General features: G+C 54.8%; 15 protein-coding genes and 1 pseudogene. 6 read left to right on the top strand and 10 right to left on the bottom strand.

Annotated elements, in window-relative coordinates:
- The first annotated feature begins 5 nt into the window (after nucleotides 1–5).
- On the top strand, nucleotides 6–791 hold the full coding sequence (locus dmul_RS07980) for an ABC transporter permease (RefSeq protein WP_020875571.1): 786 nt from the start codon (nucleotides 6–8) through the stop codon (nucleotides 789–791).
- The gene (locus tag dmul_RS07975; RefSeq protein WP_020875570.1) at nucleotides 788–1,828 is read left to right on the top strand and encodes an ABC transporter ATP-binding protein; all 1,041 of its coding nucleotides are present in this window, start codon (nucleotides 788–790) and stop codon (nucleotides 1,826–1,828) included. The genes dmul_RS07980 and dmul_RS07975 overlap by 4 nt, the downstream gene beginning before the upstream one ends.
- 42 nt (nucleotides 1,829–1,870) lie before the next feature.
- Here the strand turns inward: dmul_RS07975 and dmul_RS07970 are convergent, their stop codons facing one another.
- Nucleotides 1,871–2,260 (bottom strand): winged helix-turn-helix domain-containing protein, encoded by a 390-nt coding sequence (locus tag dmul_RS07970; protein ID WP_040414327.1) that lies wholly within the window; start codon nucleotides 2,258–2,260, stop codon nucleotides 1,871–1,873.
- Nucleotides 2,261–2,537: 277 nt separating this feature from the next.
- Here dmul_RS07970 and fdhF point away from each other — a divergent pair, with 277 nt between their 5' ends.
- Complete coding sequence (gene fdhF / locus dmul_RS19710; RefSeq protein ID WP_078081236.1) at nucleotides 2,538–5,309, top strand: formate dehydrogenase subunit alpha; 2,772 nt, start codon at nucleotides 2,538–2,540, stop codon at nucleotides 5,307–5,309.
- Nucleotides 5,310–5,537: 228 nt separating this feature from the next.
- On the opposite strand, the gene dmul_RS07955 is transcribed toward fdhF, so the two are convergent.
- The 6 genes and pseudogenes from dmul_RS07955 to dmul_RS07930 all read right to left on the bottom strand — a co-directional run bounded on the left by dmul_RS07955 (nucleotide 5,538) and on the right by dmul_RS07930 (nucleotide 10,090).
- Nucleotides 5,538–6,620 (bottom strand): endonuclease/exonuclease/phosphatase family protein, encoded by a 1,083-nt coding sequence (locus tag dmul_RS07955; RefSeq protein WP_020875566.1) that lies wholly within the window; start codon nucleotides 6,618–6,620, stop codon nucleotides 5,538–5,540.
- Nucleotides 6,621–6,672: 52 nt separating this feature from the next.
- A complete protein-coding gene (aqpZ, locus tag dmul_RS07950) occupies nucleotides 6,673–7,392 on the bottom strand; it encodes an aquaporin Z (RefSeq protein WP_020875565.1) in 720 nt (239 codons plus the stop codon).
- 645 nt (nucleotides 7,393–8,037) lie between these two features.
- Nucleotides 8,038–8,655: a group I truncated hemoglobin gene (locus tag dmul_RS07940; RefSeq protein WP_200809279.1), complete on the bottom strand. Its 618-nt coding sequence runs from the start codon at nucleotides 8,653–8,655 to the stop codon at nucleotides 8,038–8,040.
- A 22-nt stretch (nucleotides 8,656–8,677) separates the two neighbouring features.
- The gene (gene ycaC, locus dmul_RS07935; RefSeq protein WP_040414325.1) at nucleotides 8,678–9,301 is read right to left on the bottom strand and encodes an isochorismate family cysteine hydrolase YcaC; all 624 of its coding nucleotides are present in this window, start codon (nucleotides 9,299–9,301) and stop codon (nucleotides 8,678–8,680) included.
- 33 nt (nucleotides 9,302–9,334) lie between these two features.
- Nucleotides 9,335–9,583: pseudogene (locus dmul_RS21165) on the bottom strand (alpha/beta fold hydrolase); the annotation flags it as partial.
- A gap of 21 nt (nucleotides 9,584–9,604) precedes the next feature.
- Nucleotides 9,605–10,090: a DUF1772 domain-containing protein gene (locus dmul_RS07930; protein ID WP_020875562.1), complete on the bottom strand. Its 486-nt coding sequence runs from the start codon at nucleotides 10,088–10,090 to the stop codon at nucleotides 9,605–9,607.
- Nucleotides 10,091–10,450: 360 nt separating this feature from the next.
- Here dmul_RS07930 and dmul_RS19705 point away from each other — a divergent pair, with 360 nt between their 5' ends.
- Nucleotides 10,451–10,732 (top strand): type II toxin-antitoxin system RelE/ParE family toxin, encoded by a 282-nt coding sequence (locus dmul_RS19705; RefSeq protein ID WP_078081377.1) that lies wholly within the window; start codon nucleotides 10,451–10,453, stop codon nucleotides 10,730–10,732.
- Nucleotides 10,733–10,743: 11 nt separating this feature from the next.
- Entirely contained in the window at nucleotides 10,744–11,058 is a 315-nt protein-coding gene (locus dmul_RS07925) for a HigA family addiction module antitoxin (RefSeq protein ID WP_020875561.1), read from the top strand.
- A gap of 268 nt (nucleotides 11,059–11,326) precedes the next feature.
- Here dmul_RS07925 and dmul_RS07920 read toward each other — a convergent pair whose 3' ends face one another.
- The 3 genes from dmul_RS07920 to dmul_RS07910 form a co-directional block, all read right to left on the bottom strand.
- The gene (locus dmul_RS07920; protein WP_020875560.1) at nucleotides 11,327–11,587 is read right to left on the bottom strand and encodes a Txe/YoeB family addiction module toxin; all 261 of its coding nucleotides are present in this window, start codon (nucleotides 11,585–11,587) and stop codon (nucleotides 11,327–11,329) included.
- Nucleotides 11,587–11,829, bottom strand: coding sequence for a type II toxin-antitoxin system Phd/YefM family antitoxin (locus tag dmul_RS07915; protein WP_020875559.1), 243 nt, complete (start codon nucleotides 11,827–11,829; stop codon nucleotides 11,587–11,589). The genes dmul_RS07920 and dmul_RS07915 overlap by 1 nt, the downstream gene beginning before the upstream one ends.
- Before the next feature lie 119 nt (nucleotides 11,830–11,948).
- Nucleotides 11,949–13,088: an NADH:flavin oxidoreductase gene (locus tag dmul_RS07910; protein WP_020875558.1), complete on the bottom strand. Its 1,140-nt coding sequence runs from the start codon at nucleotides 13,086–13,088 to the stop codon at nucleotides 11,949–11,951.
- Between the two features lie 146 nt (nucleotides 13,089–13,234).
- On the opposite strand from dmul_RS07910, the gene dmul_RS19700 reads away from it, so the two are divergent.
- On the top strand, nucleotides 13,235–13,423 hold the full coding sequence (locus tag dmul_RS19700) for a type II toxin-antitoxin system HicA family toxin (RefSeq protein WP_078081235.1): 189 nt from the start codon (nucleotides 13,235–13,237) through the stop codon (nucleotides 13,421–13,423).
- The last annotated feature ends 4 nt before the right edge of the window (nucleotides 13,424–13,427 follow it).

Raw genomic sequence — 13,427 nt, 5'->3', positions numbered from 1 at the left:
CGACAATGCCGGGAAAGGAACCTTTCTTATGGATCACCATCACCTGCGGGTTTGCGGTGATGGTGTTCATTCTGCTGCCGCTCATGGAGATGGTCAAGGCACCTTCTTTGGCATTGCTCCTCGAAACGGCCGGATCAAGGGATGTATTGCGGTCGATATGGCTCAGCATCTACACCGCCGGTCTGGCCGGTCTCATATCGTTCTTCTTCGGAACCCCGCTTGCCTATCTGCTCGCCCGGCACAGTTTTCGCGGAAAAAGACTCGTGGAAGGCATTATCGATTTGCCCATTGTCATTCCCCACCCGGTCGTGGGAATCGCCATCCTCAGTGTTGCGGGAAAAAATCATTGGCTGGGACATCTCCTGTCGGAGCTGGGCATCCGCATCATGGGGAGTGTCACGGGAATCGTTATCGTTCTGACATTCGTTGGCATGCCCTTTTACATCAACGCCGCAAAAGACGGTTTTGAGAGCATACCACCCCGACTGGAGAAGGTATCCCGAAGCCTTGGGGCATCGATGGCAAGTACGTTCTTCCGGATCACCTTCCCCCTGGCGTGGCGGAGCATGATCGCGGGTGTTATCATGTGCTCCGCCCGTGCCATCAGTGAATTCGGCGCCGTCGTGGTTGTCGCCTACCATCCCATGACGGCGCCGGTAATGATATATGAACGCTTCGAGGGTTACGGGCTCAAATATTCCCAGCCGGTGGCGGTATGGCTGGTCTGCGTCTGCCTTATCCTGTTTCTGATGCTGCGGGTGGTCACCCTGCGGTCCGGACGTGAAGCTTGATTGCCATCCAGAATCTTCACATCGCACTCGGAGATTTCAGACTCAGCGGCATCGATCTTGAAATAGGGGCCAATGAATTTTTCGTCCTCATGGGACCCACAGGCGCCGGCAAAACGCTGCTTCTCGAAGCCATCGCGGGTCTCGTTCCCGTGAAGAGCGGGAAAATCATCCTCAACGAAAAAGATGTCACCCGTCTACCCCCAGAAAAACGGTTCGTCGGGATTGTATATCAGGACTATGCCCTTTTCCCCCATCTGACGGTGGAGAAAAACATCACCTATGGCCATCGGTATGCCAAACGTCAAAAGAAGGCGCTGGAAAACCGCCTGGACTATCTTCTGGACACCCTCGATCTCACCCATCTTCAACATCGATTACCCCTCAACTTGAGCGGAGGAGAACGCCAGAGGACGGCCCTGGCGCGAGCCCTGATGGTCAATCCCGGTGTTCTGCTTCTCGATGAGCCCCTCTCTGCACTGGATCCCCATTTTCGTGAAGAGATCAGAAATACGCTGAAAAAACTTCACACCGCTTCTCCAACCACCTTCATGATGGTGACCCATGACTTTGTCGATGCCCTGTCTCTGGGCAATCGCGCCGCAGTGATGAGTCGGGGCAGAATCGAGCAGGTCGGCAGGGTCGAGGAGATATTTCAAAGACCTGTCTCTCGATTTGTTGCGGATTTTGTCGGAATGAAAAATCTGTTCCGCGCAAATTTTGTCGATACAAAAGCCTTTGCGAAATCGGTGGAGGTGACGTTGGCGAAAAAGCCCGCCCAAGACAGTCGATACATAGCGTTACGGCCCGAAGATGTTGCCGTAAGCCTGAATGCGCCGGAGTCCTCCGGCGGGAAGAACTGTTACAAAGGAACCGTGATGGGGATTGTTGACCAAGGGTTCTCTTACGAGATTCACACCGCCGTCGGGGCGTTGACCTTCAAGTCTCTGATGACCAAGCGCCTGCTGTTTGAGCTATCCATCAAAGAAGGCAAAGAAGTATATCTTGCCTTCGATGCTTCGGCCGTTCATACCCTGTAACCATTCGGCGCACAAAAATCACGCATACCGAAAGCGTCAAGGTCACGTTTTTTCAATCGGATGTTCAGGCGATATCCCTGAGACGGCCACGTTTTCGAACAGGGCATCCGATTCGATCTCTACGGTGCGGTGAAGGTTACGAAATTTTTCCATGAGGGATTTCGCATAGGGGGTGAGTTGCGATCCACCACCGGACGACCCGCCGATATTCCGGACCAGGAGTGCTTTTCCCAGGCGCTCCTCCGAGGCCGTGATCCTTCCCCAGATCGCCCGATAACCCATCTTGAGCGCCTTGGCGGCGGCATTGATGGAGCCCAGACGCTCAATGGCTTCGAGGATTCTCATGCGACCCAATCCGAAAACCACATTTCCGTCTTCGTCCTCGATCCAGACCTTTGAACGGATGTAAAACGTTTTCTTTTCTTCAGTCATAATATTCAACACGTTATCATGCATCCACTCCTTCAGGCAAGACGAAACCCATCAGACCATTATGTCAATCTTGACACAATGCATTTGGGTGTGTTAATAGGCCCATGTAGTCATTAAAGGTCTGTTTGATCTGTTTTAACGACACAAAGGAACCTAAACAAACCTATAAAGATGTTTCAACCCCCGACGGAACGTATCCCCGCCGCTGTCCATCCCACGAAAGCGGGTTTTACCGCCGGTCGGATATTATCCACCCGATTGAAAGACAGAGGTAACGATGTCGGAAAACGCATTCTTTCTTAACGGCAACGAGGTGACATTCACGCCGGGGCAGACCATTCTCGAGGTCGCCGAGGCGAACGGCGTCCGCATTCCCACGCTGTGTCACCTGAAAGGTACCACGCCCACAGGCGCGTGCCGTATCTGCGTGGTGGAGGTGAAAGGCGCCCGGTCTCTGATGCCTTCCTGCGCCACCCCCGCGGCTCGCGGCATGGACGTCAAAACGGAATCCCCCCGGGTCATCAAAGCCCGGCGCATGGTCCTTGAACTGTTGCTGGCCTCGGGAAACCACAACTGCGCCGCTCCCGGCGGCGTGGCCGATGACGATTGGACCGGATTCCAGCTCGGTGTCCAGAACATGGACGGTACCGGTGATCTCTGTCCGGTCTGGGGAGACTGCAAACTCCAGGAACTGGCGTTCCAGTATCAGGTCCGGGGAAGCCGTTTCACGCCCAATCCGGGTAAATACCCAACGGAGTTGAAGAACCCTTTGATCGTGAGGGATTTTTCCCGGTGCATCCTCTGCGGCCGTTGCGTTCAGGCCTGCAACGAGGTCCAGGTCAACCGGGCCATCAGTCACGGCTACCGGGGCTATGACAGCAAGATCGTCGCCGCCGAGGACAAAGCCCTTATCGACTCCGAATGCGTATTCTGCGGTGAATGCGTCCAAGCCTGTCCCGTGGGCGCCCTGGTGGAAAAGAAATCCCGGTATGTCTGGCGTCCCTGGAAAGCGAAAAAGATCCGCACCACCTGTCCATACTGCGGCGTAGGGTGCCAGCAATGGCTCCATGTCCAGGACGGCAAGATCGTCAAGGTGACGGGGGTCGAGGATGGGGCGCCTAACAAGGGCCGCCTCTGCGTCAAGGGACGGTTCGGGTACGATTTCATCTACTCGGAAGAACGGCTCAAAACCCCGCTCATCCGGGATGAAAAAGGGGATTTCAGGCCAGCCTCCTGGGACGAGGCGCTGAACCTGGTAGCCGACAAATTCAAGCAGATCATTGCCGAGAGCGGGCCGGATGCACTGGCCGGCGTCAGCTGTGCCCGGAGCATCAATGAAGATTCCTATCAGATGCAGAAACTTTTTCGCGCAGTGTTCAAGACCAATAACATTGATCACTGCGCCCGTACCTGACACGCCCCCACTGTCGCCGGTCTGGCGGCAACATTCGGGTCAGGTGCCATGACCAACTCTTTCGACGAATTTTCACGGGCTGAAATGTTCCTGGTTGTCGGTTCCAACATGACCGAGGCTCACCCCGTGGCCGCGACGTTCCTGAAGAATGCCGTCATGAACGGAGCGAAACTCATCCTGGTGGATCCCCGTCGACACAAGCTGGCGGATTTCGCCGATCTGCACCTGCCGATCCGGGTGGGGAGCGACATCGCCTTTACCAACAGCCTGATGCAGGTGCTTATCGAAGAGGACCTCTACGACAAATCATTCGTAAACTCGTGCACGGTCGATTTCGACCTGCTCAAGGAGACGGTGGCGAAATATCCGCCGGAGAAAGCGGCGGACATCTGCGGCATCCCCGCGGAAAAGATCCGGGAAACCGCCCGCATTCTGGCATCGGTCAAGCCGCTCATGCTCTGCTACACCCTTGGCATCACCGAACATACCTGCGGCAGAAACAATGTCGTCACCATGGCGAATCTCCAGATGCTCCTCGGCAATATGGGCATGGAGTGCGGCGGCGTGAATCCCCTTCGGGGTCAGAACAACGTCCAGGGCGCCTGTGACATGGGGGCATTGCCCAACGTCTTTCCAGGATACCAGAAGGTGACCGACGCCGAGGCCCGAAAAAAGGTCGCCGAGTCCTGGGGGGTTGCAAGTCTGCCGGAGAATAACGGCCTCATGATCCCCCAGATGATGGAGGGACTTGTCGACGGCCGGATCCGCGGGTTTTATATCTTCGGCGAAAATCTGGCCAACACCGAGCCCGATATCCGGAAGGTGGAGCACGAACTGGCCTCCGCTGAATTCCTGGTTTGCCAGGACATCTTCCCCACCGAGACCACCCGTTTTGCCCACGTCGTCCTGCCGGCTGCGGCATGGAGCGAAAACGACGGAACCTTCACCAACAGTGAACGCCGGGTCAGCCGGGTCCGGACGGCCAGTGAACCGCCGGGTCAGGCCAGGCCCAACTGGTGGATTTTCCGGGAGATCGCCCGGCGCATGGGCCATCACTGGGAGTCGAACAGCGCCCAGGAGATCTGGGACAACGAGGTGTCGGTACTGGCGCCCCAGCTCTGCGGCATCAAGTACGCCCGCCTCGAGGGAGATGGACTTCAGTGGCCCTGTCCGGATGAAGCGCATCCCGGAACCTGCTTTCTCCACCGGGATGGCCAGTTCACGTGCGGTCTGGGTATTTTCACGCCGGCGGACTGGACACCGCCCGCCGAGGTGCCGGATTCGGAATACCCACTGGTGTTGAGCACCGGCCGGAGGCTCAGCCACTACCATACCCGCACCCAGACGGGGCGGTGCGAGGGCCTCAACGACATCCTGGGTGAAGAAAGCGCCGATATCTCTCTTTCGGATGCACGGACCCTGGGCATAAAACACGGTGAAATGATCAAGGTCAGCTCCCGCCGGGGCGAGATAGCGGTTCGGGCCAGGGTGACCCAGGAGGTGCCGCCGGGCATGGTCTGGATGGCCTTCCATTTCCGGGAGACCTGTGCCAACTGGCTGACCAATCCGGCTTTCGATCCCTTCACCCTGACAGCCGAGTACAAGGCCTGCGCTGTCAGGATCGACCGGATCTGAGTAAACCGAGGGATACGGCGGGAAAAAATTGCCGAACGCCCTCTTTTTTGAAACGGCACGTTACATCCACCGGTGCCGACCGTGCGTTGCACCGGTGGATTGACGGTGCCAAACGATGTCTTTGTCTATCCGATTGAAGTTGCCTTGAAAGGCCCCCCTGCCTCGACAGTTCCCGTAATGCCGTCCCTGAGTTTGGTTCACGCATGGGTCAGAAGCTGAAAAGCAGACTCACTCGCCGGGTTGGGGAACATCCGCGGGACTCACGTTCTGTTCCTTAATGATGGATTCTGCCCACGAGTGGTCATCGCTGTCGGCTTCCAAGCCGTTCTGAGCGATCCCTTCCATTGGCGTGTACGAAAGTGATGCGAGCAGCGGGAAGTGATCCGACCCGATCGGCGGCAGGCGTTCAATGGAACGCAGCGTGAAATGCCGGCTGTGGAAAAGGTGGTCCAGCGGCCAGCGAAGAAAGGGATAATCCGCATGAAATGTGTTGAACATGCCTCGACCTACTCGCGGATCCAACAGACCGCTGATCTTGCGAAAAAGTCGTGTTGTCGCCGACCAGGCGACGTCGTTGAGATCACCGGTGACGATGACCGGCTGCGCGCTGTCGGTAATGCTGCGGGCGACGATCAGCAGCTCGGCATCCCGCTCTCCGGATTCGGCATTCTCCGTAGGGCTCGGCGGCGCCGGATGCAGAAAATGAATCCGGACGCCGGCGCCGTTACGCAGTCTCAACAGGGCATGCATTGACGGAACGTCATCCTCGACCAGAAATCGGGTCTCCGCCTCATCGAGGGGCAGGCGTGAATACACGTGCATGCCGTAGAGGTTATCCAGCGGGCACTTTATGGTATGCGGCATTTCAGGCTGCAGGGTGTCCAGTCGGTCCTGCCACCATTGATCAGACTCCAGCGTAACCAGAACGTCGGGGCTGCGCTCTCTGACCAGCGCAAGAAGCGCCTCGGCATTACGATTGGGGGTCAGCACGTTGGCCGTCATAATGCTGAGATGCCGTTCAAAACGGTTTTCCTCCGCCGCCTGAACCTCGTGCGGCCATAAGCGCGTGTAGGGTGCAATCCACCAGAACTGCCAGGCGAGGCAAAAGAGCGTTGGAACAATCAGCATCCACGCGCCCGTGCTCCCAAAATCCAGAAAAATTGATTGCGCCGATAACAGGACTATTGCCGCAACCGAAAACTGCATGCGCGGGAAGTCCATCCCTCGAATGATCCAGTGCGGATGGCGCCACAGGGGCAACAGCGTCACAAGGACGAGCAGAAACGTGGCAAGACTCAACGTTACAAACATGCAAAGCCCTTTCCATTCACCTCACATCAGCCAGGGGATGGACAAACACCTGTCAGCTTTTTTCGCTGCCGATAAACCGATAGATCGCCGCTCCCAGCATACCGCCGATGATCGGGGCCACCCAGAACAGCCAAAGCTGTGAGATCGCCCAATCGCCTGCAAACAGCGCAACACCCGTGCTGCGGGCAGGATTGACCGAGGTGTTTGTAACCGGGATGCTGATCAAATGGATGAGCGTCAGGCACAAACCAATTGCAATCGGTGCGAACCCCTGTGGTGCCCGAATGTCGGTGGCGCCCATAATGACCAGAAGAAACATCATGGTCATGACCACTTCAGTGATCAGGGCAGCCGGCAAACCATACCCGCCGGGCGAGTGGGCACCGTAGCCGTTTGAGGCAAAGCCGGCGGACACATCAAAGCCTGCCTTACCGGAAGCGATCAGATACAGAACACCACCTGCCGCAACCCCGCCCAGGACCTGCGCGACAATGTAGGGCAAGAGTTCTTTTGCCGGGAAGCGGCCCCCGGCCCAGAGACCAAAAGAAACCGCCGGGTTGAGATGACAGCCGGAAATGTGCCCGATAGCGAAGGCCATGGTGAGCACGGTCAAACCGAATGCCAGTGACACGCCAAGCAGACCAATGCCGACATCCGGGAACGCAGCAGCTAAAACCGCGCTGCCGCATCCGCCAAGAACCAGCCAGAATGTTCCAAAAAACTCGGCGCCATACTTTTTCATGCTATTCTCCCTTTTATTGTTGATGATCATGCCCAATGCTCCGGCTTAGCGGCGAAGGGACGGGGCCGCCGACCGCCGGTTGACAGTACGTACCATCTATCGGCCGATTTCGGTTATGGGGAGTGATGGTATTCAATTTGCGGAAGGTTCGAATCAGCCCAATCACATCGTTTCATACCGGTATTTTCTTTGGTGAATAACGCTGCCGATCACCGGTTGCCACGCATCGGCATCGAAATCGCAATCCGGTGCACGGACAGGTATACACCCGGCATAGGCGTAACTTATGGAGGGGGGGGTGAAAGTTCCCTATGGATGAATCCTGCCGATATCGCGAGATATAGACATAAACATCAACCAAAAGCAAGGGCGTTTCGCAAAGCGGCCCGTTATGCCCCGGCAGCTTGGGAGATAGTGCAGTGCATAGTGTTCTGGGGGCGGATCGCCCGTTTCCGGCTCAACGCGCTCATGCCCGTTCTGCAACTCGGTATACTCTGCAATGACATGATCGGTCATTGCCTGATATTCCTGCGAAATCGCCGCGAGCCCGCAAATGACGACCCGAAATTTTTTAACTGGCGCCCTATTCTCGCTGAGCAAATCCCGAGACGTTTTACCTTCAATGAGCTGCATCCTGATCAAAGCCAAACCTTATGGGTTCAGCTGCCGTTACCTTCACCTGCCGCCCTGGGACGCCACGATATCAGCCTTCGTCGAACGAACGATGTCGAGCAGCTCCTGAGTCTCCTTCGCCGGAACGCGATGCTTCGCGAGCACTTCTTTGAAAATGGTCACCATACGCTCCCACTCCCGTTCCGTGATGTTCAGGTGGGCGTGAGACGCCTTCATCCCGCGGCCATGGTATTGACAAGGGCCGCCGGCAGCCTGGCACACCATGGCCGTCACGTGATACTTGAGATACGGCGCCGGCACACGTTTTCTCGCGGCATCGATAGCGGGATTCGCATTGAGGAAGGCATCCGGCATGAGCGCATCGATAAAGTCGCTGACAACGACCGAAATCGGTGCGAGACCACCCAGTCGCTCGTAGAGCGATTGCTGCTTTTGCGATGATTCACCTTGCGCGAACGCCGTGCACACCCCTCCTGTCACAAGGGCGATAGCGGCAAGCACCATCCAGAGCGTGTTACGTTTGAACATGATTGACCTCCTTCTGCTTGCGAGGGTTTGTCGCATGGCCCCGAAATAGAGATGCAGAGCGGTCGCCGCCAACATCGGCGCGCGGCGCTGTCCTTTGGATGCCGTTGCTGCAAACGCTCTGAATCGCTTCATGGCCTCCGGGTCGAAACCGCCGCTACTTCCTGACCGTGTAGCTCGTAATCAGGTTCCGGTAGTTCGGAATATACTCGGAGAAGAGTGCGCCGAGACCTTCGATGTCGTTTCGCCAATCCCGGTGCAACTCGCACGCCACGCCGAACCAACTCATGATCTGAACACCTGCTGCGGCCATGCGTGCCCATGCGGCGTGCCTTGTAACCTCATTGAACGTTCCGGAGGCATCGGTCACCACAAAAACGTCGTATCCAGCCTCGACGGCTGAGAGCGCCGGGAACGCCACGCACACCTCGGTGACCACCCCGGCGATGATCAACTGCTTCCGGCCGGTCTTTTGCACCGCATCGACAAACTCCTCGTTGTCCCAGGCATTGATCTGCCCGGGACGTGCGATATACGGCGCGTCGGCGAACAGCTCCCTGAGTTCCGGCACCAGAGGTCCATTCGGTCCATTCTCGAAGCTTGTCGTCAGGATCGTGGGCAGCTTGAAATACTTGACACCGGCCGCCAGAGCAAGAACGTTGTTCTTGAACTCACCCGGCGAGAAGTCCTGTACCAGAGAGATCAGACCCGACTGATGATCGATCAGCAGGCAGGCCGCGTCGTCCTTCGAAAGCCGGGTATACTTGAATGGTCTGTTCATGAGAATCCCCTCCTTTTCATAAGGCTTCTCTTCAATGACGAGATGGCCCGCATCCTCAATTATGCGGAGAATCGACTTCGGAATCATGCCGTGAAGCGCCTCTCCTCGTTCCGGCGGTATCCAACTATCCTCCCGCCCCCAGAGAATTAAGGTAGGTGTAGTGATCGTAGGATAAAGCAGCTGGCTCTCGTCACCATTAACCCCGCCGGCACGCGAGGCTTTGCAGGGAAGGCGAAGCCGAAACGAAAAAGCCGTCGCTGTCCCCGGTCTTGTTGAGCACACCCCTACAACGCCATGTGCGTTTCAGGTGCCGGTGGATGAAGACTCGACCTCCTGCAATACCCCGAATATCAGCAGGGTGAATCCGAGAAACCAGGCGATGAAGGCGGCGACATGCCCATATTCCCAGCGGCTACGCAGTTCTGGATATATCTCTATCGCATTGCCGCCACCCGCTCGAAGCGCCTCGGCCCAGGCGACATTTACCGGCTGGACGAGCAGGAACCAGATAACGAGGGATAGACCAAGGCATCCTGCCCCCAAAACCGTTGAACGGACCGCCGCCCGGCGGCGCAGAAGCCCCGCGAGTGAGACAGCGGCGAAAAAGGCGAAGATCTGAATCGGCCCACCTACAAGACCAAAGTACCGGTAAAGCGTACTTGTGACCTGCATGTAGAACCGAGCCTCATATTGCATCCGAACAGGCAGCTCGAGCACGTGAGCACCGCCCATGATGAGCCCAAGTGCGGCAAGCAGGAGCGTCACGAGCCACCAGGTACGTAACAGCAAAACATTCTCCCCTAAACGGCGCAGGCCGAATCTTAAGCCATATCAGAACTTCCTTAAATATATACCTGAATGTACATTCAAAGCGCAGCTTGTCAACCCTTACGCTGTGGGGCCAACGCAAAACTTTACGGCGCGCCCTTTACGTCATCAAACACCGCGCACTTCTTATGCGATATCGACATCTACTCTTCTTCTCTCTTTTGTTTATAGCGCCGCTGAATTGGCAGTTTCGAGCATAACGCTCCGCGTCTGCGGTGAGAAAAGCGAGTCGACCAACACGATGTTGTTGGGGCAACCCACTTTAATCTTTCTATGTTTTACGCAGTTGACATCCGTCACGTGATTGTTTACAGTAGGTTCATGATAAAAACATTTGCCGATAAAGAAACCCAGCAATTATTTGTTTCCGGCAAATCGAAACGCTTACCATCCGATTTATTACGAAGGGCAATAAGACGTTTAGAATTTATTCACTTTGCAAATGACATAAAAGACCTTTTGGTGCCACGCAGCAACAGGCTCCATGCGCTTAAAGGCGACAGGAAAGGGCAACACTCAATATCGATAAATGACCAGTGGCGAATATGTTTCCGTTTCATTGAAGGCGATGCCTACGATGTTGAGGTTACCGATTACCATTAAGGATAAGAGCAATGGCTATACCCAATACGACAAAGCGTGAAATTAAGCCGACTCATCCCGGTGAAATGCTTAGAGAGGATTTCATGCCGGACTATGATCTGAACACGGCTTCCATGGCAAACGCATTAGGCGTGTCACGCCAAACAATTAATGAAATTTTGAGAGAACGACGTGCTATCAGTCCGGCTATGGCGCTAAGATTATCTCGACTTTTCAGCAATTCACCGGAATTCTGGCTGAATGCCCAGCATTCGTGGGACCTTTGGGATTCGGAAAAACGCTACAGTAAAGAATTGTCTCAAATCCGACCCTTGAATGCCGCATGATCTATCCCCAGATTCCGATAGCCCCAACGCCAAGGGTAACCGAACCCGCTGGGTTGAACACCGGTTTGATTCTGAAACGCCGTCGGCCCGGAATCCGCAGGGCCGGTATAATTTGATGGTCAGGACATCTATCGTTTCAGCGGGCGGACAGCCGTCCGCCCCTACGGGGATCTCTCCGAATATGCATTCCCTGTTCTACGTGCAGACTGTGATAAAATATTTGGGTACATCTTCCTCGGCGTCTGCTCAACGCCTATCTTATGCCATTCTATTCATAATGGGTCCACATTCGTAGCACTTTCACAACATTGGCTTCATCGATGATTTGATAGATCAGCCGGTGTTGTATGTTGATTCGACGTGCATACGCGCCCGCCAAATCGCCGATGAGCTTTTCAAAAGGAGGAGGGGTCTGGTAGGGATTTTCTCGCAGGATATCAAGAAGTGTCTCGGCTTTTTGGCGCAAACCCGCGAAGGATAATTTTTTAGCGTCTTTTCGAGCCTGTTTCGTGAAAACGACCCGCCACATTACCATTCGATGTCGTCAGTGCACTCTTCGATGGGCGTTGCCAGCCCTTCCCGTATCGACTCGCGCATGCCCGGGATATTCAGCAAGTAGAGCGTTTCCTGTATAGAGCGCCAGTCATCCTCTGAAATAAGAACGGCACTTCCTCGCTTGCCGGTTATGACAATCGGTTCATGCGAAGACGATGCCTCGTCGATAAGACGGTAAAGCTTCGATCTCGCTTCGGTTGCCGTTAAAGTGGGCATAATACACCTCATTTGTTTACAGTTGATGGCCCCTTAACGGTACGTCATTACGTACGTTTTGTCAAGTGTGGTATATCGAGCATGACTTAAAGCTCAGTTCCGCCGCTACCCTTTGGCGGTCAACTGAAGCGACTGGTTGTATGCTGTCCGGAAATTTTATTTTTTTCCAGTTCCCTTGTGACGCAATACACCCCGTGGCCTTCAAAGCCCGGGTTGAAGCACAAGTTGTCGGATTTACATTCGGCTTTACGCAGATCGCCGTTTTTCCAACGGTTGATCAAATCAGGCTCCCGAATAAACGGCCTGCTCATGGAAATGTAATCGGCAATCCCTTCGGCAACTATTCTGTCGGCGATCGTGAAAGATCGCAAACCGCCAACCAGGATCAACGGTGTTTTTATATTGCTTTTGAAGTGTGTTGCATATTCTTCGAAGTAGGCTTCCTTATCTTCTGTCGTAATACCGGGTCTGCTTGGCGAAAGCTTACCGGTTCTGATGATGCCGCCACTGACTTCAATGGCATCGAAGCCTGCATCGGCAAAGAGTTTGGCGGCCTTCAATGAATCTTCTCTGGTTAGTCCGTTCTCAATAAAGTCCGAACCATTCATCTTTACCATTATGGGATAATCTGTTCCGACAACTTCTCTTATGGCCTGATATATTTGCAGATGAATTCTGACCCTGTTCTCTATCGCCCCGCCGTATTCGTCCTGTCGCTTATTGTAGGCAGGGGAGAGAAACTGGCTTAGTAAATAGCCATGCCCGGAATGGATTTCAAGACCATCAAAACCGGCCACCTGGGCCCTTTTTGCCGCTTGTGCGTACGATGAAACAAGGCGCTGGATTTCAACGGGTGTTATGGTCTTGATGTTTCCTTCCGGAAAACCGGCAGGATCCGACACGGCTAATGCCGGCCGACCTGTTAACGCCACCTCGGCATACAGGCCGGCATGCGCAAGTTGCATAACAATTTTGCCGCTGTTTTCATGAACGGCTGAAGCCATCGCTTCCAGTTTCGGAATGAGTTTGTCATCATAAACGCCAAGCTGCCAGGGAGTCCCCTGCCCTTCCTGCGAAACATAAGAATGGCTTGTTATAATCAAGCCGACACCTCCCTTGGCGAGCGATGCCATCATTTCCATCAATTCAGGGGTGGCTTCACCTTTTTCGGTTGCCAGTCCTTCCCATGTAGCCGCCCGAACAAATCTATTTTTCAAGGACATCTGATTAATTGAGCTTTCTTCAAACAATCTACTCATGCGCGATCTCCGTTTTTGTCACATATAACGTGGCCTTCACCGGCGGGAACGGAGCTCAGCGGAGTTCCCGTCCGAGTGAAAGGCAACGTTATCCAGATTCCATAAACAATTGACAAGGCCCCATATAATGTGTATTGTTACACACTATGGACAGCCGGAAAATCATTCAGATACTCAAACAGAACGGCTGGTATGAGATCGCCAAAGTTGGCTCTCATACACAATTCCGGCATCCACAAAAAAAGGGACGCGTAACCGTACCACACCCTGAAAAGGATATACCGATCGGCACATTAAAGAGTATCGAGCGCCAGTCGGGAATTAAGTTCACGTGAGGCA

The sequence above is a fragment of the Desulfococcus multivorans genome, assembly GCF_001854245.1.
Taxonomy (GTDB): Bacteria; Desulfobacterota; Desulfobacteria; order Desulfobacterales; family Desulfococcaceae; genus Desulfococcus; species Desulfococcus multivorans.
The sequence above is the reverse complement of the archived record's forward strand: the minus strand, read 5'-3'. Positions and strand labels throughout refer to the sequence as shown.